Genomic DNA, 21,043 nt, shown 5'->3' with positions numbered 1-21,043 from the left:
TTCCTTTTGGTATAAATCTAGAACAAAGCCTGGCGCGGTCGATTAACAACGCGTATCAATCGTGCCGCGGCGTGTGGCCAATTACGTACCAGGTCATTCACACTCACGTTGCCGGCGGCAGGTAAATTAGTCGGTGCACTAAATTGATCGATTTGCGAACCGCCTATCGCCAGTAGTAACACATAATCTTGATCTACCGTTGGTGAAGGATTGGCGACATCGCCGCCGGCATCGCTCGGTGGCGCATCAGTGCCTAAATCTATTCTGACTTCGACCGATCTAGGCATGCGAGCACTGAGCTTGACTGGTAAACGATGTAATGCATTCCCGCCGTTTAACGCTACGTTCCAGTGAGTCAACGTCGTGGGTGCGCCCGCTGAAAACTGGGCACGGGCAAAATCGATCACGCTGCGACAATCGACATTGAGTAAGTGGGTTTGATCCGAATGACTACGCCAAAGTAACACGACGCCCGATTCATTGACGTTGACGGGGTTAGTATCGCGGTGATGCAACAATACATCGACGATTACCGGTTCACGATGGATTTGCCACACCCCGGCGACTACGCGACGCGGTATGACTGTTTCCATTAAATCCGCTTCGGTGCCCGGATTGTTTTCGACGACTTCGTTTTGCCATGCCGGTCGATATACGGCGAGCTGTGCGCTGGAATCTTTCGCATTCGCCATCACCCAATTCCATACGGCCTGAGTGATGGTGTTGGTAGGAGGGCCTGCTATCTCTGCGTTATGTTCTCGCGTGAGACGCGCGATGATGTCGCTCATTTGGTCAGACCATTTTCCATTCGGTACGACGCTCGGATAAATCCATCGCAATGCCGTTTGAAAAGTCCACAGTTGATATGGACTGTGCGCAAATGAAGTCCCCGGTATAAAACTGGGCGCATGAGTCACCGGCGTTGCTGGCCGTACCACGATGTCAGGACTGTTTAAAACGGACAAGGGGGTTTGCGTAGTCGAAGTGGGATTTGCGCGTGGATCGGCCAAGGGTGTCGGAAACTGCCGTCTGTCATCGTGGGCATGTACACGAAGAAATGTTCTGACGGGTTCTTCTGCACTCAGATTAACTTCCCATATTCCCCGTGACTGCAAAGCGACGCGCAGCAATCGCGTTGGCGTCGCGGCGCCAGGTGTTGGGTCTGTCCAAATCTTTAAGTCTTGCGCAACCGATTCGGGTAAGCCGTTATCAAACAGCGCCCATTGCCATTGCGGAACATCGTGCGCGTCGGCACCACTACCCACGGTGATCATGCTCTTAGTGCCTTTCCACACGCCGGTAGAGGTACCGACATATACGGGATTACCTGCGGCAGTATCGACGACTACCGAGTAGGCCGGATCGACCGGACTATCCGTGTCATCGTAGGGATTATCCATGAAACCGAGTAATTCAAGGTCTAATCCTGTGCGATAAAATTTGCTGCCTACATCGGCGTAATAGAAACACGTATCCAAACGGTTCATGGGTGTTGGGTTTAACGGATTGGGGCTAACGTTACCGGAACCGACTACGTAGAAATCATTGCTGCCCGGTACCACTGCCACGTCGGCGTAATTAAATGTCCATGGAATGACGCTGCCATCGGTGGGGGTGGCAGCAACCGCAGCATCGCGATCCGATAGAATACGTGCCGTCCATTTGCCTGAGGCATCTTCATCGTAGAGCACGATGCCCTCGACATAGACCGCAACCAAACGATGTTCATTGACCCACTTAACGCTTACGACAGCGCCCAGTGGCAAACTGGTACTGGTGTCAATTGTTGCGGGAGCCAAGGGTACACCGAAACGGCGAGCATTGTTGTTACCCGGACCGCGATCTGGCGCGCGTGCATAACGAGTAGGTAAAGGCGTTCCCGGCGGTGTTACAGGTAACACACGCCAGTTGGTGTTGTGTGTGTTACCAACATTGTCTGCGATCCAGACACGAATAGTGCCTAGTGCGACGCGTGTATTGTTTGTGCCTGGACGACGAAAAACATCAATACCAGAATAAAATTCTGACAACTTGTTTTCAGCATCTGTGTTGGTTGTACGAATAGGGCTTCGGTATTGCGACGTTGGGCGACCATCCCAGGTGCCTTCAATGTACTGGCCTATGTGTAAATTAGAATACACCGGATGAATGAGTACGCCGCCACCGTCGCCTTCCATACCTGTGCGAAGTTGCCAAACAGTAGCGCCTACGCGAATTTGACGACCGTTATCCTGTGTTCCCATTAACATAAACTGACTGTTAGTTGGATGTGAACTGATAAACCCTGATTCGATCGATGCAATCCCGGTATTGCGCGAAGTAAAGGTATTTGCCTGACCATTGCGCGTTGATACAAACACGCCGCCGTCGCATCCCACCCATACGTCTTGTCGTAGTGTGCCGGCTTTTTGAGTGATTGCAATCTTGTGTATATCCGGGTGTATGCCATTGCCAATGAATCCAGAAACGTTAGCACCAAAACCGCCAGGCACTGTGGCAGACACATCGGGAATCGCGACGAGATTGGTACCGTTAAAATCCCAGGCCCACACCGAACCATTCCAATCGGTCAATCCCGGCAGGTTGGCACCTGAATTGGTTTGTCCAATACATCCGCCGATATACACGCGATCGACATTTGTTCCTGGTGCGCCACCGGGTTCGTAGCTGTGAACAAGTATGCATTGGTCGTAATTCATTTGACCATCCCACAAACTCTTGGCACTGGGAAAATGTCCTGGACTGGCAACGCGCAGGGGCGTTGCTGTTAATCCCGCAGATGCACCCGCTTGCGCGTCATTGACACGCCAAACATAAGGGGTTCGGTGTTTGTTTTTTGCTGCAGGCGTACGCCAAATTTCTCCCAGCGCATACACCGCGTTTTGCGTTCCGTTGACCGCGATACTGATGCGTCCGGCCATCATACTGCCGGCAGGATCACTGCTACCCGTCGTTAAACGCATGTGAGGTATCCAGTGATAGTGCGCATTGTTTACGGTAGTAAAATCGTTTCCGAATTCACTCGGATCTAACATCGCCAGCCCGCGGCTAAAGAAAGCGATGTATAAACGATTGCCACAAAAAGCGACGTCAGTGACGATAAAACCAGGATCGGGAGAGCTATGGTGTTGTATGTGTTGCGCCTGGGCAACAAGACCAGCCGTGGGTAAATTTATAGACACCCATTGGTATCTATTGGAAAGAGCACCAGCGACACGGTTACCCAGTATCAATCCTTTCGAGCTGGCGGCGATGACTTTGTCGTTTAGTTCACCTGCATTCGCTCCGCTCAAGGCGTGTGGTACGCGGACCATACGCATGATTGATTCGCCTTCGAATACAAATAGACCTGCGTCTTCTTCCCAAGGATCGTCTTGCAAATTGGCGAGAGCAGCGTTGTTTGATACTAATACGCCTATGCCTCGAAAACCTCTAAAGCCAGCCGTAGTGTAGCCTGAGCTAGGCTCACCGGTGCCTACCATCACAAAATCATTTTCACTGTTGACATCGTTATCAAATTTTACGAGCAAGCATCCGCAGGAAAATGTAGAAATATTGCCACCCGTACTGCGTTCATCGCTTGCCCACGCGCCTATAGGATCCCATGTCAGACCTGCGTTGCGTGTATACCAAACGCCACCTTTCGCCGTGGCGATATAGGCACGTTTACCGTTGGGACTGACTGCAATATCGCGAACACGACCGGACACGCGTGGCAGGCGATCGGCTTGTCCGCTGATGACTACGGAGGGACCGATAGGCACCCAGCGATTTTGATTGCGGTTGGCGGCGCCGGGTTGTGAGAAGGCACGCGCTGACATCGAACGCGTTCGCGCTGTTTCACTGTCGGGCTCTCCTATGTCGGTTTGCGCTAACAACCGACGATTTTTTTTATAGGCACTGAGCGCATTGCGTAGCAGTTGGGGAGGCTGGTTAGGTATTCGTTGTTGATTGTATAGTTCACGTGCAGCATTCATTTTCTTTCGAGCTGCTTTGCGTGCCGCGCGCTGTTCTCGAATCTGTGTTTGTTCGCGTGTTAAATCCGGCGTATATTCCATTTCGCTCATCATTATTCTCCCTCAATAATGCGAATCCATCCTTCTTGAATCTCATGGGGAAGGGTCGGTAACAAGGCGGCGTCAGTTGCAGAGACAATCGGATCATCACGCCACGTAAGCGGTCCGGTGCGACGCGTAAACTGTTGCTTCTCGCCGAGCAAATTCACTTTCGGCAAACGAATTTCCTCGGGATCTACCAGTACAGGGCCGACGCGTACGGATGGAATCACCCGTGTTAATCCTTTAGTGATCCAGGCGTCGTTCAATGACAATGATTTCTTAGGCAACACGCCAGATGTCAGATGCACCCGTCCAGCAGGCAACATCAGTAGGGTGAGTCGAATCACTTGCCCGGGACGCACATAAATCGTGTCATCTTTTTTCAGCAACGGGTGGGTGAGCTTCACTGTTTCGGGTGTCTGAGTACTTCCCAAAGGACCGAGATGTCCGCGACAGCGTCCCGAATCTTTTGCATACTCAGCGAGCACTTTGTCGACGAGATAGAACTCATCGTAGTTTTCGTTGACATAAAAACCGAGTAGCGAATCGTCACTGCGATGAAGATCTCCGAAACGCACAGGAAAATATTGATCTCGCAAGGACTCAAATGATTCGCGCCGCGCGTCTGCGCCACCGATGTGGGTGATTTTGACGCTATCAATATCGTCGGGTATATCCAGACGCAGCGTCGCCTTGACTACAGCGATCGGTCGGCCAACCAGTCCGGCGACTGCACTGGTACCTAATGAGCTGTAGGTGTCTATTGTCCACAGAGCGGTATCAATTGTTCGTAACAACGCGCTCAAGGCCGAGTCCCGATCGGGTTGACTCGTGGCGCGATTACGCACGTCACTACGCACCACGCCTTCTGCCAATAGTCCCAATGCCATCGCCGAATCTGGAATTTCTTCTGACGGTCCCGCTGTTGGAGGAACAGCTCTCCCTGGCGCGGGTTCCCATCGCACGGCACCGGAAATTTCATGATGACTTAGTTGACCAAGCGCATTGCCATCAACATCAAAAAACTCCAGAGCCTCATCGATGTGATCTGGTAACAAAAAACCGGCGACCGGATTGATGGCGAATTTAGGCTCGATCTGGTTGACAAAGGCTTCGGGGGCGTTGGCTGCATCGGCATTGAGTGGCCACGACGGACTGACGAGTCGAAAGAGCCAGCGAGCGCCATTTTGTATCCGCGGATGCATGCGGATGCAGGCGTCTTCACCTGGCACTTCTAATGCCGTGGTTGTTTCCACTTTGTTTAACGCAATAGTTTGTGTTCGGCCAAAGGCATCGACAAGACGCAAATTGAGTAGCTTCAATTTGCCGCCGAATAATGGGACAGGCAATGCGTGCGCTGTGGGTTTATGTTCTTCTTCTTTTGCGGTGTGGATACCACCTTGATAAAGCAATCCCAATAACTGCTCGCGAATTCCGTCGAGGGACGTCGACACCAAATCCAACGGGGCGAGAAAGTCCGCAAGATCTTCCAGTGCAGCTTTATCACTATCGCCGAGCGTGGCTTCGGTGGCGTCACGTTCCTGCTCTGCGGTGATCCAGCGTTGGATACTGCTGTGTAGCGCAGTACTCAAACCGCGGTTAATCGGGCTGCGTCCATCGAATTGAAAAATCTTGTTCGCGCCGCTGTCTTCCAGCAATTTGAAATCCAAATCCTCGAGCGTCCAGCGGTCCAGGTTGTCCCAGCCAGTGATCTGTACACGCCACTCCAACCATAACGGCACCCACGGCTGACGCCATGCGGTAATGCCAATAGGACTGGGTGGTGTACCCTTTAGATAGGCCATACGTGACAACTCGGCTAATAACTGTCTCGCCACCGAGCTGTCGTAGAAGGATTCTCCCTCCCAAAAGTTTCCATTATGCGCACGTGTGGCATCGCCTTGTATGGACATCGGTGAGGTCCGAAAATTGAATTCACCGGTGCCGTCATAGCGACCATCCAATGAATACATTCTCAGCATTTCGGCTTGAATACGATTGCTAAATTGCAGCTCATATGTCGAATTCTTGCTCACGGCTTTTGCCAGCCAACTCGCGGCGTAGGGTGTTAAGATCGCCGCTTCGCGGGCTAATAAAAGAACTTCGTTGGGTACTGCGCCGGAATTTAGCGACGGTACCAGATCGACTCCGTCAACGACGCTGTCGATACATTTTATGACTTCGCTGGGATACCGACAACGCAAGCGATTGTGATCGTCGTAACTACCATCATGGTGATGACGTAAGCTGGGTTTGCAACCTTTTATCGCAACAACCGGCGCCTGAGGTCTAAAAAGGCGTGGGGCAGGTCGTCTGACACTGCGTGATTCTCCCGGGTTCTTGGTCGTGTCTTGCAACCAGTCATTAAGCGGCCGTGAGCTTCCGAGTCGACCGTCGACACGCAAACCGAGCTGGTCACCTTTGGTGCCGAATTTTCCCTGGCGTCCTTTCGTTTTACTAAATTTCACTGAGGCGATAGAGCGAGCCTTGCGACCAATTGATACGGGATTGGCCTTGGCGGAATCTTCAACACGCAAGACATCTTCACGATCAAGTGGCAATGGTTTTCCTGGCGAAGACCAGAACATATCGGAATGTTCTTTTTCCGCGATGTCTCGTAAACCATCGGGTTCACCTAAGCGATCCATTAGATCGCTGGTAAATGCAGCGGCAATCGTCTCAGCGGTTTGTCGATCACTGATTGATGTTCCCAAGGTGCTGGCACCCAAGGCCGTGACGACATCGTCAGTGTCGAATCCAATGGCTAAAGACAACGAGCTGCTGTTAGGCCGCTCATCATACATCGGACTGGCTGCGTTAATTGGAACGCCCGTGACCATGCCATGTAACATCGATGAAAAACGCGGCGGGCGTTGTTTAATAATGACGCGTCCGGGATTGCTCACCGCTAGCGATGATTCAGGAATAATGTCGGCGTGTTTGTATTTTTGAACATCTTTCTGCGTATGTATTTCGGTTTCGCCAACGTCCTTGAAAAATTGAAAATATCCCGAACTCTGCAACATCGCTAGCGTCGACAACAATGGTTGAGAAACATCCTCGTCTTGCTCGGGATCGACAAACCAACGCAACTCCTGCAGCAGATCGAACAATTCCCCTTTGCCAGTGGCATTGAGAGGATCTTCGGCATGTGTACTATTCCAACCACAGACCAGATAGGTAGCGATGTCGTTATGAAAACCTTTCTTGGCGGTATTCTTTAGAATGTTGATATCGTCGAGCGGATCATGAAAACCAAAACGTCCGGCACTCGCATGATACGATGCTGTCCACAATAATGAACCACCGATACCACCATTGAGTGGGTCGAACGTCTGCGCATCCGTTGGCACGTTAAAGCTACCGTTGAAATCCTTGAGCGCGCTCAGTGCTTTGGTTTTGGCGTCGATCACCCAACCACGAACCATCGGGCGATCGTGTCCGTTGGGGAATAACAGCCGTAACACCACCCACCGATCGGGTAGCTTGGGTAACACCAGGGCATCGCCATGCTCTTCGTGTTGACCGCGTAACAAAGCATCCGGCATGGCCCAGTGCAGATGTACGCCGTAAGAAGCGACGCTGCCTTCCGAAAATGGCGCGGGATCATTTGGACCACCGGTCACCGGCGTTAGCAGCTCGGTTTCGTTTGAGAAATATGCCTGAACATCAATCGGTACCAGTATGCGTTTATCACGCAATAAATTGGGATCCCACGTGGTGATTGAACCAATATCGGTGCTGGCACGAACAAGCCAGGCCCATCTCTCGGAATAGATCGCGTTGTCGAGCGTTGATTTTTTCAGTAAATCGCGATCGCTGACGATATTGCCACTTTTGCTCGCCATATCACTGCACTCCCTTTTTCACGCCGGAAACCAATTGGGAGTAGTTCACTGTCGCCTTAAATACGGAATCCAACGTTGGTTTTGCAATCGCTCCAAAAACTTGTCGATAGGGGAAACGCAAACACTGTAATGCGTATTCGCCACTATTCAATTCATCACCGGCCCCGGTATCACCACCCGTGACCGCAGCCAAATCTTTTTCCAACTGACGAATATCGATTACGCCAGAACCGCCGGGACGAAAGTGTACGGTTTTGTCTTGCCCTCCCAATTTGTCGATGTATTCACTGGTATTGACGTCGCGTGGTCGGATGACAGCGCGCCGCGTGTTGCCAACATCTTTCTGCAACACACCGAATTGAATTCCCTGACGAGGCTCTTCGATGTGTACCACTTTCGGCACGCCGTCAAATAGGCACAACAATACTGCCGGCGCGAGACGCTCTAAACGAATCAACTGCACTTCCGGCAAATTGTCGCTATAGTCGCCCTCATCTCCTTCGTCGGGTTCTTCGTAAAACGCCCGTACGTGCAGTCCAGGCCAACCAGCGACTGCACGTGATCGCAATAAAAATCCGCTAATAGGACCGGCGCCGCCGGATTTGCGACTGGCCTCGGAATTCAGACGTACGTTGCGTTCTTCGGTGTCCAGTTCTGCACGTATAGCTGCGTACTGGGTTTCGAGCTGAGTACGATCGTCGCTATTGACGGTGCCAACACTTAAGGCACCTTGCACCAGGGCATCAGTCCAACGTCTGTCCATATAGAACCAGCGTATAGATTCGAGGGGAAGCAATTCACTATCGGCAACCAGATTGGCAAATGGAACCCCTTCCAGAAGTCGTAGCCGAACCAGCCACTGACGTAACTCGGCAGGCATCGCGGTGTCTTCGAACTTTCTGAATTCTGCGGCCGAAGCCTTCTTTATCGCGTCTAACTCAGGGGCCAAATTATTCAAGATATCCTGCGGCTTATACATTAGATGTTTTCCTCATCTTTTTCAGCAGCCAAAATTCGATCCAATATATCGAAATTGACGGTTTTCTTACTGATGTCCAAAACAGAGACATTCGGACCAACGAGTACATTGTTTTGTAAAATCGAATTTAATGTGTTGGACACGATATCGACTTTTTGGTTGTTGAGACTGGCTTGAAGATTTTCGCGAAAGTTGACGCGACCGATGTCGTTCAATTCGAAATTCATCGTCGGTGTTTCGAGATCGCGAATGTTATCGAGTATGCGACCAATATCGCCGCGCAATAAATGCGTATCTATTCCTAATCCGCGACCGAGTATATCCGTGGCCATGCCATCGAATGGCATGGGACGCCCGGGTGATATGGTGACCCGTGGATTGCCAACAAATTTTTCCGGTTGAGTAACGATGGCTTTGGCAAAAAATCGCCCGACAATTGGCCCCAAATGTTTGAGCGTTTCTTCACGAATGTCCTCGCCGAGAAGTTCGCGCCAGTTTTCCAACCGACTATCCAAAATCGAACGCAGCCGTGCAGCGTGATAGTGACGTTGCCGCCAACGCAACAAGGAATTAATGATCGACGGTTGCGACAGTGTGAGGAGTCGTCCGATTTCAAACGCCGACGCCAGAGACAAATCTTCGCGACCATCCGGCACAACGATGCGCAACTGATCAGAGCTATGGGCTAAGGGTAGTCGATCCGCTACGGATGATTTTGTTGGATGTGGTACCAGAGGACCGCGATACCACGAACGGACTTCGTCTCCCTCGCGGGTTTTGTGATTTAATCCAAGATGTCCGGTTTCGACAACCTCTAGCGGTAAACGGCCATCGAGGGGTTTGCTGTGCGTGCCCGTATCACCGAGTAAGCGTGAATCCAAATGCTGCATAAGATAACGAAATGTCGTGGAACCTGACGAGGTAAAACTCCAGTGCAGTAGCACGGGAAATCGGTAGGTTTTGTCTAACAGAAAGTTCGGAATATCGGCGTAAGCAAAATCTTTTGCCATTTTCAGTTGAACACTCATCGAGTCCGATGGTTTATCCTTTTTCTTACCCCAATGCGATTTAACCGGATTTGATTGCACGCCGATGGTGTTGGCGCCGGTAGAGATTGAGTATGCAGTTGAGCCTGAGTCTGCGCCTGCCAGGGGCGACGGTGCGTCAAGACTGCCAGTGCCTGAACTGACGCCGTCAAAATGTGTTTTGATGGTAGTCGACATCGCTTGGTGATCACTTTGGGCAAGCGACTTTATGTAATTGGTAGCCTTCGAAACAAACGTAGTATAGGCCAAATAGGGCGGTGACTTTTCCAGTAATGCATCAAACTGCCCTTCGAGATTGATCAGGCAGGCAAGATATTTGACCGGTACTTCGTTGCCCTCATCATCGCGACCTGGCAAGGGTAAACGATTGCATACCACCACCGATAGAAAGCCATCGTCGTCGCCCATCATCAGTTCTGTATCATTGATGTCGACTTCACGGGCGTGAACTAATAACTCAACGTCTTCCTGAGTAGGAAAAATCTTGTCGATCATCGATTTTCGAATCACCAGGCAATTGCCTTTTTCCACGTCCTTTACACCGGGGAGCGTAACACCCGATGTAACACACTGGTCGACGCTAATGCCTGTTTCCAGTATCGCTTCTTCTTGCGCGATGAGTACCAGGGCCAACCATGGCACACGTTCAGGCTGACCGTCGATTTGGCGTTCCCACGGTAAGGTACGACGTTTAATCACCACTTGAGGTAGTCGACTACCGTAACTGCCGCTTGAATTCGCGGGTGGAAAAGTCGAAAGGACTTGATCGGGTGGGAGTAAGTAACGCGGCGAGCGCACGCGTATATGAATCTCCGATCGATCAACTTTTAAGTCGTTGTTGCCGAGCGCTTGTCCATCTTTATTTGCAGTGAGTTTTGTATCGGCGACGAATTTCCAATCACCGGCTTTTAAGTCGGGCTCGATGCTGCCATATAGTTGAAATTGTCCTTTGCCTACTGCCATACCTTAAACTCCCATGCTATGAGGAACTCTCATCATTCTGTAGTTTCCTCTTCGTCGCTAGTCACATTGGTGTCTTTGAAAACATTCGGTGCTGCAATATTGCCGCTGAACACCACTTCATCTTTTTGAATCGATACTTGTCCCGGTGTGGGCTGGCTTGAAGAAATTTCCGCTTGCTGCCAATGTAATGTACAACCAGAACCTTTTGCGGCACGGAGTCTGGCGACGCACGAGAGCAAACCACGATCAGCAATCAGATCGGCGACGTCATTCATCGCGCTTTGCGAGGCGATAACACCGGCGATTTGACGCGTACCACCTTCATTGACGCGAATGATGATCGGTGATTGGTCTTTGGCCTGGACCTCGAATAGCACGATGCTTCGACCACCGATTTGAATCACGGTTGGTTGATCAAGGGTGTGATTGGACGTGGCATTGATGATATCCACGTCAGTATCCAGTAGATTTTTTAGTTGTGTCTGGCGTAGTACCAGGCCTATCGTTTTGACTTGATGATCAAAACGTGTTGAAACAACCGCCGCATTACGCACGATATCGCCCGCAGTGTTCCAGCCTAAGGGTTCGCGAATTCCTTGCCCCTGGGTATTAATCACGCAGGCTGCACCCAATGCTGAACGTTGACCGAGACGAGCGACACGCGACTGATCATGCCATCCGATAATATTTATGCCGTGATTTTCAACAATATCATCGACGGTGCCATCGGCTTGAATTGCGATCAAGGCTGCGCCTTTGCAAATGTCCAGCTTGTCATTACTGACAACAACATCTTGTTGAGCAAACCCGCTGCTGTCTAATACCACCACGCGTGCAGTTCCATCGACGCGGAGACTGGGTCGGTTTTCGTGTACATCAATCGCAGCATCGGGAGAATTCAACACCACAACGTCGCCGGGACGCAGACGACTGCCCGGTTCAAAACCTTGTGGCTGATGACGGTGAGTTTTGGCTCTATTCGATAGGGGTGATGACAGACCGCTGACTATCGACCCCCCAAATGCCGTGCCGACATGTCCACCGCGATAGGAACGGGCGACACCCGCCATATGGGTTTTGGGAATTGCACCTTGTGTAATTACGGTCAGGTCATTGACAAATGCGGGTGCCGCCGTGAATTTCATGCTGATCGGCAGACTACGTCCTAAACGACCTTTCACCGAATCAATACTCGGCGCTGCACGACGTTTGATTCGTTGGTTACTCACGCTAGTGCCTTTAGGTCTTAATTCAACGCCTGTACCACTGGTCATGACGGTAGCGACAAAAGGCGCGCGCGGTGTACGGCCCACGACGGCGGGCGCAGCCTGCATTAATGCTGAAGAAGCGTTGACGTCATTGGCTTCCAACATTCCTTCGGTTAATGTTCCGAACATAGGTGGTGCAGTACGAGAACCAACGTAGGATGCTTTTGCTGTTGCGCTACGTTGACTATTGCCAATAAAACCATCGACGGCAATAGGGCCGAGATCACTAAACAAGGTTTGTTGCGCCAGGTTCATTAGCGCCTCGGTTTGCGAAGGAATGCTAGGCAAACCAAAACTATTGGCAGAGTTGATTATCGTGGCGCGCATCGGACCGGTTGCCAATAACGGTAAGTGACGGCGTTCTGCCTCGACGCGATTGTTATTGATAGGAGGCCCGGTGATATTTTGCGGGTCAGCTTCCGCTACTAATTTGTAGCGATTCGGCGCAAAAATAACATCGCCTTTTGGTAATGCCTTGGAAGGTTGTTCCGGATCTTTTGATTCGCCCCATGCGCCGATGGGGAATGCCTCGTAGCCATAGCTGGCGCCTTTATGACTTTCGCTTTCCTGTGCAAATCCTGCTGCCAACTTGGCCAACTTTGAACTGGAGTTCGAGTGAAGAGAATCAATATTAGGCCAGTTGCCCGCATTGTCTTTTTTGTACAAGGCGAGTTCGAATACCGAAATGAAATTGCTGGTACCCACTGGCGCCAAATTGATTGTCGTTGCCGTGCCATCAGAGGTTTTGATAGTCATGTCGTGCACGCCGACAAAGTGTATCTGTGTCTTCTTGATGGGGATGGTCGATACGATGCTTAATTCAAATTCTGCAAAAACTTCATATGGACGATCTTCTGATCCGTCGCTCGATGGTGCATCGCGCTTGCCATCGGTAGCCGCGGGTAAACTGCCTTTACCGGTAATACCGGTGACGCTTCGCGCACCACCGTGCACGCCGCGTTCAAGATATTTTGCGACGAATTCATCCCAGCTAATGGTGGGATGTTTGGCGGTATTTTGATTGCCGAAGGGTACGGTAACATCGACCGGTCCGAGTTCGAGTCTAGCCTTGCCGTGAAAATCCGGACCTTCAACTTCGATGGATGCACCGAGTGAGAAGCTCAGGCTTATGGTGCCGAAGAAGGTATCAATCTTGATACCTGCTGAGATTCTCGCATAGGCATTGGCAATTAAGTAGAACGGGTCGAAATAAATAATTGCGTGAGCCCCGAACGAAATTCTCGCCCACACAAAGCCGAAATCAACGCTGACTTCGATATCCAATCCTGCCATCAAGGCTTCTGAGGTTAAGGCGAAATACGTTCCGCCCTTGATGACAATAGCGTCGCCCAGCTTCCACACCAGTCCTAATCGCGGCACGATCGGATAGCCTTCGCGGGAAAAACTCGGGTGATAGCCGCCGAGCGTCATTACAAACTGTCCAGCGTTTTTACCTTTCCACCAAGTAGCAAAGGCAAACCCACCAGTGAGACGTACTTCGGGATAGAGTAACCAGGAGTTATCGGTGAGTTGCGCCTGAATCAGAAACAAACCTTCCGATGTTGAAAATCGCGCGATTAATCCTAATTCAATCGATACCAGTGGTGCTTGCGGGCGAGGCAAGGCCATGCGCGCCAGTCCTAGCAGATTAATGTCGAGTCCTTTGCCAAAGGACACGGACAAAACGGCTATGCCATCAACCAAGGAGAAGCATGTAAAACTGATGCCGGCAGCAAACCAAAAGTTACCTGGTTCTGCGCCAAAGTATGTATTTAGTCTGCGCAACTTTTCCATCGGATCGCCAGCACTTGAGGCATTGGGATCGAGGGCTTCAATAAACGGATAGGTGGCGAATTGAGAGAAATCATCAGGCATTCTGATTTTGCGTTGGATGCCTAGTCCGCCGCCAAGTCCGGTGAGGAAAAACGCGGGTGGTCCGCCGATAGGTCCGACAATCGCACCAAAGACAAAGAACGAAGGCGAAGGTTTCGGGGGTGAAGGATTCGAAGGATCTGGCGGCATGATGTTAGCGGTGTATCCGCCAAACACCGACAGACCGTAGGTGGCAAAACGGCCAGTCAACATCCCAACATAACTAATGACACCGTCGTCATTGGTTTTTAACATGCCGCCAGACAGAGACAGGCCAGAAAAATCACCGGCGACTGCAAATCCGGCCAAGTCTGCGGACCAACTGCTGACGTCAAAAAAGTCGCCGCCGCGATGCCAGGTCAGACTAAGTTGGTCGACAGCGGCGCTCATGCCGAACATATCGACGCGCGCGTCAAACAACATGGTAATAGCGTTGATGTTTTGCTCGTCTTCATCGACCTTTAGTCCAAACTGTTCGATATAGACTGGACCGAGTTGGCGTTGAATGACCAGCCACCAGGGGCCATTACCCTCACCAGCGCGTAAACTGAATTTTGCGTCACCGGGTCCGGGATTTTTTTGAATGGCAATTGATGGGCTGAACGAAGGTCGCGCAGAGGGCGAAGATGACGATGCTGCATCACTTAGCAAGTTTTCGGCAACGGCGTTATTGCCGCCACCACTGGAAGGGGTGAGGGCTAAGCCGTCGAGTTGCAAATGAACGCCTGCGCCAAAGTCGCTGCCTGTATGTTCGCCATACACATGAACTGCCAGCGCATTGATGCTCATGATTCCGAGATCGATAAGCGGGCCTGCCGTTTTCGAAACGCGCACGCCTAGTCCTGCCAAAGCAAACGATGGCGCGAGGGAATAATGATCACTGGCATCTTTTTTTATTAAATATAAGGAAAATCCTGGCTGTGATGCGACGGAACTCTTTATCCAGTCGGCAAGTACTTCGAGGTCAACATTGGGATCGCCGGTGGCTACGTTAAGATTGCCATTGAGATTGACATTAATACCGACGCTTTGATTGGGCCCGTCAGTTTTCTTAATCAAACTGACAACGACTTCATTACTATCACCAAATGAGAGTTTGATGTCAGGTCCAGCGAGATTAAATGCCAATCGATAGATTCGGTTGAGCAACGGTTGCGGATCTTCAATATTGACGAATTCAGAAAATAGCGCGGTATCGAGTGCAGGCAATCCGTTTTGATCAAGTAAGACAACACCTTTGAGACGAGTATGCCACTCGCTGTTTTCTACAAGCGCGACTTTCTGGAAAACAAAACTCGATGCCAGAGAAAGTAGTTTTGCGGTAATCGCAATGGCTAGATCAGTATCACTAGAAGCGGTTTCAACTCCCTCGCTATCGACTATTGCCAAATAGGGAGGGCTTGCATCTAAGTTCCACCGAAATTCGATACATTGACCGGTGCTATCTAACTCCAGGCCAATTCCGAATAAACGCGAGAAACTGCCGGCAGTTATTCCTGCGCGGCAATGTATGACCGGCCGTAACATGACGGCGTTGCCGATATTAAAATTCTCACCAATATAACGAATCTCGGCCTGCATTCCGTATTGATTGAGACGGATTTGATTGACACGTATGGTGCCTGCTTGCGGAAACTGGAACTGGGCACTGAGAACTACGGCCGGAGTACTGGGTACGGTGTTGTCCATCGTCATGCTAAAAACAGACGGAGAACCGAAGTCGAGTTTGGTTTTTCCTGGCGCAGGGGAACTTACCGCCACAGCCAGCGAAGGACTGTTTAACATTTGTGCCAGTCGCGTGAGTGTCGCGGTAGTTAATTGCGGTATTCGATCAAGGAAAGCTGCGGCAGGATTGTTGGCAAAGTTGGTGATTCTTGCCGATGAAAACTGACCCGCTTCGAGCAAATCAAGCGCTCCACCCAAATCAAAAACGACTTGTCCAGTATCACGCAAAATCTGATCGACTGACGCATTGCTGCGTTGAGCCGCGAGCGCATTGAGCACGGGTGGCAATGCCATTTGCAGTCCTGCGCCTATGAGCGCGCCAACGCCGGGACTATTGGGATAAATTTGCAATGGACTGGTCAACGGACGCAGGATATCGACACGTACATCCGGCGTTATCGCGACGGCCAAACCGTTGCCGTTGAATTGCACCGATGCATTGGCTGCGGGTAAAACAGTAAGCGCATTTCCCGATTGGGAAATCGCGATACCACCGATAATACTGGCATCAAGTGGTATGTCGCCTAGATTGTGATGAATATTAACGGCAAGACCTAAACGCAATTGTCCGCTGATAACGGAATAGGTAATGGCGACATCGTCTGATAGTGGCCACCCCGTTCCGCTATGACCGGGAACGATAATCGGTAGTAGCTTATCCATGACGGCGATGGTTTGTCCGAATGGATCAGATTGCCAGGGCGCCGCGCCAAAACGTAACCACGCACCCGGATCCATGAACAACGCCCACGGCGTGTAGATGCCACGATAGCCGAATTCGTCAGCATCTTTGAGCAATTGCAAACTCTGTAGAACTTGGTCAATTGCTTGGGCAGACGAGGCTTGAACGCGGCCACGCAATACGTCGATCACAGTGCTAATGAGTGTCGCCGGAACAAATGAAGCAACCAGTTTACTTAATCTATCTGTGTGCGCCGGATCAAAAACGTCGATAGAATCGACGGGAGATTGTCCGGGCAATTTCCAATCGACGTACAATTCTGCATCGCTAGGTGTCGCGGATTCGATAACACCACGTAACTGAATTCCTCCTCGCGTCGTGTCGACAAAACCCACGGCGCCGCTCATACGCAAACCTGTCTGGCTAAGTGCGACGCTCAGGCCAAACGGCGGAAATCCAGTACTTTCGTGCAATATGTCGACGCCAAGCGTGCGCGTCGCCAGGTCGACGGATATCGTTGCCGCGTCGATACTCCAGGCGAGTGATGTACCGTTGCCACTGAAGCCGTAAAGGCTACGCAGGATACCGGCCATGTCAGAGGCCTTGGCGCTTAATGCGGCGCGCAGGGTTTGCTCTGTATCAAATACGAGACGATCAATTCCTTGAGCGTCGAAACCGCCATCGCGGACTAAACCTAAACAGGCAAACAAGGAAGTGAATTCAGGAGAAACGCTGCCAATACGGCTAACAATATCAGCCATAATCATGTGGCTGGCCGGATCGACAACAGTTGCACCGATGGCGAGGGCGTCGAGTGATACAATCCATCGATCACGTTTGACGCCAACACAATTGGCTTCGTGAAAAATGATTTCCGTACTGCCGCTGCGCGTTGGGTCGTTGATCGGAATCTTCACGTCAACAGACATCCAACGTGCTTCAATTGGGCTGTCAGAACCGGGGCCGCCGATGAGCCAGCCATCGTGAACACCAAAATTCAATCGCAAATGCAATTGCTGTTGATTATGAATGGCGAAACTGTCACCACCCGTGCCTCGATCAAACGAAACAAGCTCTAATGTCGCGCCTGCACCGACAAGTATCCCACCCAGGTTCAGATTGTTGACCGGGATATCCAGACCTAAATAAAGTTTCTCTTGTTCGATTGCAGATTCACTGTCCAAGTCGGCATAGGCATAGTTAATCGCCTCACGTACCAGCTCTGCGAGCGCCGAATTCAATTGCTGTGACGACAAATTGCCAAACGCTGCCGTCACCTTGAGTCCACTACGTAATGCGAGCGCGGAGGCATCGGGTATCGTGTCGAATAAAGTCTCGGAATCACCTACCGAGGCCAAGGCGCGATCAATCAGGTGGAACAGATGCAAATATTCAACGGCCTCGTTTGCATACCACTCCTGGTCAGGGTCGGCTTCTTCTTCGATAGGAATGCGTGACAAGAAACGTAGCGCGTCGCCACTGAGCCCAGTGGAAAAAGTATCAACTGAGACTGCACCCCAGGGCGCGCCTACGGTAGCGACATGTTCGATTTGTGCGTTGGTTTGCGCAGCCTTGATGGCGGCGGCGCCAGCTGCACCGTAGGCAACTACGGTAATCGGTGCACTTCTGCCTTGTAATAATCGATTGATACGTTGCGCTTGTTCAGCGATACCACCTAAATCCGGGCGCGCAATCGCTGCTTGTGTTGGCGTAGGTAGCGCTAATGACCAAATGTCGTTTGCACTACTGGAAATCGGTGTTCGTGTCGATGCAGTTCGCAAATCAAAGCTGTTGACTTCGGCGCCAAAACAACTCGCCCACACGTCCTCGCAACCGACAAACAACACCGCATTCGGCTTGCTAGGGAATATGTCAGCGAGTATCTGTTTTGTTGCGCCACGTGCGATCAAGGCAGAATAACCAAATCCCTGTATGCTCACGCCGTCGACATTTTCTGGTAACGATACCGGCCGTCCGACTATGCCATCAGTACCAGCAAAACGTTCTATCAGGACGCTAAACCCCTCGGCCAATTGATTGCGGCCGGTAAGCAGATCGGCCAAATCGGGTAGTGCGCTACTGGCATCGTGTAATGCGTCGACTAGAACTTGTGTTTCGAAATTATCATAAACATCGAATCGACCGGGTAAGGTCTGATAACGATTTAGCGCTAGCGGACAACCGGGATCAAACCACGCAACGACTGCCGGCGCGGAAGGCTCTGCGGCTATCGCGCAACGATAGGGTGCGCGTTGGTGTCCGTAACCGGAAGGTTCGGCATCGCGAAAACCATTAAGAATATAGGCAACCGGTTGCAAAGCGGTGCGTATGTTGGCGCAGTCGATAACGAGTTCACCAAGCCATTCGAGGAGCGCTGCCTTCGGGTCACTCACCAGTCCCTCAAGCTTCAGGTGTGCGCCGAGGCCACGCCAACCACTCAGATCCAACATCACCTCAATGATCGGAGAATTGATACGCGAAAGTAAAATAGCAACGATGCTTTCGAGTTGTTCCCAATCTGGAGTAAAGTCGACAGAGCCGTCTTTTTTGAATTTCGGTAAGGGGATTTCAAAATTTGCGGTGCCGCCTTCATCAGATATTGCGTCGATTTCTAGGGCAAGCTCGCTGGATTTCAGATAAAACGCAAAGCCATCACGCGGCGACCAGGCAGCCTCCACGCCGAAGGATTTGAGTAATAAATCGGCGGGGCCTAAATCAAATCGCGCGGTACTGTCATCTGCTTTCTTGAATTCAACGCAAGCGGAAAAACTATTGAAAAACTCTGCGCTGGTTTGTACCAGGTTGCAACGTAGAAGGCGGGCATGAATGGTCGCACTGGCTGCAAAATCATCGAATATCGGAGTTGAAAATTCAGCCCCGAAATCAAATAACAACTCATCTCCTATACTGCGAACAAGTAGTTGAATGCCATTAAAATCGACCCGCCAGGGGTCGATGTCACTCCCTGAGCCTGTAACAGCATCACTGTCATTGCCGGTAAATAATTCCTGTAGCGCAAGCAGAACGCTACGCATCGCATTTGAATCAGCGCGTAAGGCATTCCAATAGTCGCGAACCGCATTAAGCGGATTATTGACTATGGCTTGTGCAGAAATGCCACTAATACCGGTCGGCGGGTTAAGCCCGATCAACATACTGGTGATTTCACCTGGTCTACCCAGTGCGCTGAGAGCGGCAGACAATGCGGAGTTTACTGCTGTGCTTAGTGCGTCGAGAGCGGAATTCGGACTGGATAAATCCATCAGCGCGTGTACATCGCTGCCCATGGTGACACCGTGAGCAGTTAGCGCAAACTCTGGTTTGCCATTGAGTAAGCGTGCGCCGAGTTTAATCGCGTTAATACCAATAGCAGGGCTGAAACTGCTATCGACAGGCATCAATATATTGGGATCGCTACTCGATGTAGGGTTGTCGGTACCAAACTCCACCATCGCCGACAGAGTAGGAAAGGCCTTTACTTCACCTTTTGCCGTATCCGCAGTCAATATCTCTGCAAAAAATTTCGCCTGAATATTGCTCTGAACTGCCAAAGTGACGTCAATAAACGGTGTGATCTGTATGCCACCACCGCTGGTTGAGCCTATCTTTAAACCGATGCCAAATTTGGCAAGCGTAAGCGTAAAATTTAATTTGGTGCTGTTGCCAACAGACATAATATCTGTTGGTGTTACGCCGAGCAGCTGAGCTAATTTATTGAACCAGGCATTACGGTTGCTGGGGGAGATAAAGATGGATTCAAGCCATACCACTACCGCCGATACGCCTTGTGTGACAAAATTTTCGATCGGTAATTCGGGAATGTTGGGATCATTAGTGAGTCCGAGTAGACCCATCAAAGCTTTAAACGGCGCAAACGCACTATCGTCGTCGATGGCGTCCGCTTGCGCCTTTAATAAACTCAACACAAATTCGAGTATGTCCGGACCCAACGTGGCAAGCGAAGAACTGTTGAGTTCGAAATCTTGAGGCGTGCTGGAACCAGGTAATTGAAACTGTTCCAATGTTAGCGAAAGCCCAAATGCGTCGCTACCATTTGTCGGAATCGATGCTTTAAGCGTTACGCCATCAAGTGCTACTTCGCCGGATGCAGGCGATACATCGGCAAAATCCAAACCAAGGCTGATTTCAATGAATGCGTTGTCCTTGCCCAGGAACAACCAATCGGGTTCTGGTGTTTTTTGGCGCGTGTCGCTTGTACCCGCAATTTGAAAAATCGGTACATGGACTTTGGCAATGACTTTGGTAGCGCCGTCGTTTTTGTATTCAACGCCAAAACCGATGACAGTTTTCCCCGCGGAGGGCGTAACAACAGCGTATATCGTTGCTCCCTGCTCTGAAAACAACGGTACCCACGTTGCGCCGTTTTCAGTTTGTCGATCTGGGGCTCCCAGAACCTGATCGACAAATTCCAGTAGGGCTTCGCGTTGTTCATCAGAAGACAGGATGTGTTTCAAGCCTTTGGCGTTACCTGTGCCACCGACGGGATTGTTAAACCACTCCCCTCTGAAACCGGTACTGTCTGTTAGTCCGACGGCAGTGGCCAGACTTCCAAATACATCGAGTTCTTGATTATTACTCACG

The 21,043-nt window shown here is 50.9% G+C and carries 5 protein-coding genes; all 5 read right to left on the bottom strand.

Going from position 1 to position 21,043, the window contains the following annotated elements:
- Positions 1-17: 17 nt before the first annotated feature.
- From OEZ43_07765 to OEZ43_07745, 5 genes are read right to left on the bottom strand one after another with little or no spacing between them, the layout of a single operon-like run.
- On the bottom strand, positions 18-4,070 hold the full coding sequence (locus OEZ43_07765) for a hypothetical protein (protein MDH5545472.1): 4,053 nt from the start codon (positions 4,068-4,070) through the stop codon (positions 18-20).
- Entirely contained in the window at positions 4,070-7,906 is a 3,837-nt protein-coding gene (locus OEZ43_07760; GenBank protein MDH5545471.1) for a hypothetical protein, read from the bottom strand. The genes OEZ43_07765 and OEZ43_07760 overlap by 1 nt, the downstream gene beginning before the upstream one ends.
- Position 7,907: 1 nt before the next feature.
- The gene (locus OEZ43_07755) at positions 7,908-8,885 is read right to left on the bottom strand and encodes a hypothetical protein (protein MDH5545470.1); all 978 of its coding nucleotides are present in this window, start codon (positions 8,883-8,885) and stop codon (positions 7,908-7,910) included.
- Complete coding sequence (locus OEZ43_07750) at positions 8,885-10,894, bottom strand: hypothetical protein (GenBank protein ID MDH5545469.1); 2,010 nt, start codon at positions 10,892-10,894, stop codon at positions 8,885-8,887. Before OEZ43_07750 ends, OEZ43_07755 begins: the two co-directional genes overlap by 1 nt.
- Before the next feature lie 32 nt (positions 10,895-10,926).
- Positions 10,927-21,042: a hypothetical protein gene (locus tag OEZ43_07745; GenBank protein MDH5545468.1), complete on the bottom strand. Its 10,116-nt coding sequence runs from the start codon at positions 21,040-21,042 to the stop codon at positions 10,927-10,929.
- Position 21,043 lies beyond the last annotated feature (1 nt).

It is taken from the genome of Gammaproteobacteria bacterium (genome assembly GCA_029881255.1).
In the GTDB taxonomy this organism is placed as follows: domain Bacteria; phylum Pseudomonadota; class Gammaproteobacteria; order S012-40; family S012-40; genus JAOUMY01.
This window is presented reverse-complemented; position numbering and strand designations above follow the sequence as displayed.

Excerpts from the sequence above, each read along its gene's own strand:
- OEZ43_07765 (MDH5545472.1), bottom strand. The coding sequence starts at position 4,070 with ATGATGAGCGAAATGGAATATACGCCGGATTTAACACGCGAACAAACA.
- OEZ43_07760 (MDH5545471.1), bottom strand. The coding sequence starts at position 7,906 with ATGGCGAGCAAAAGTGGCAATATCGTCAGCGATCGCGATTTACTGAAA.
- OEZ43_07755 (MDH5545470.1), bottom strand. The coding sequence starts at position 8,885 with ATGTATAAGCCGCAGGATATCTTGAATAATTTGGCCCCTGAGTTAGAC.
- OEZ43_07750 (MDH5545469.1), bottom strand. The coding sequence starts at position 10,894 with ATGGCAGTAGGCAAAGGACAATTTCAACTATATGGCAGCATCGAGCCC.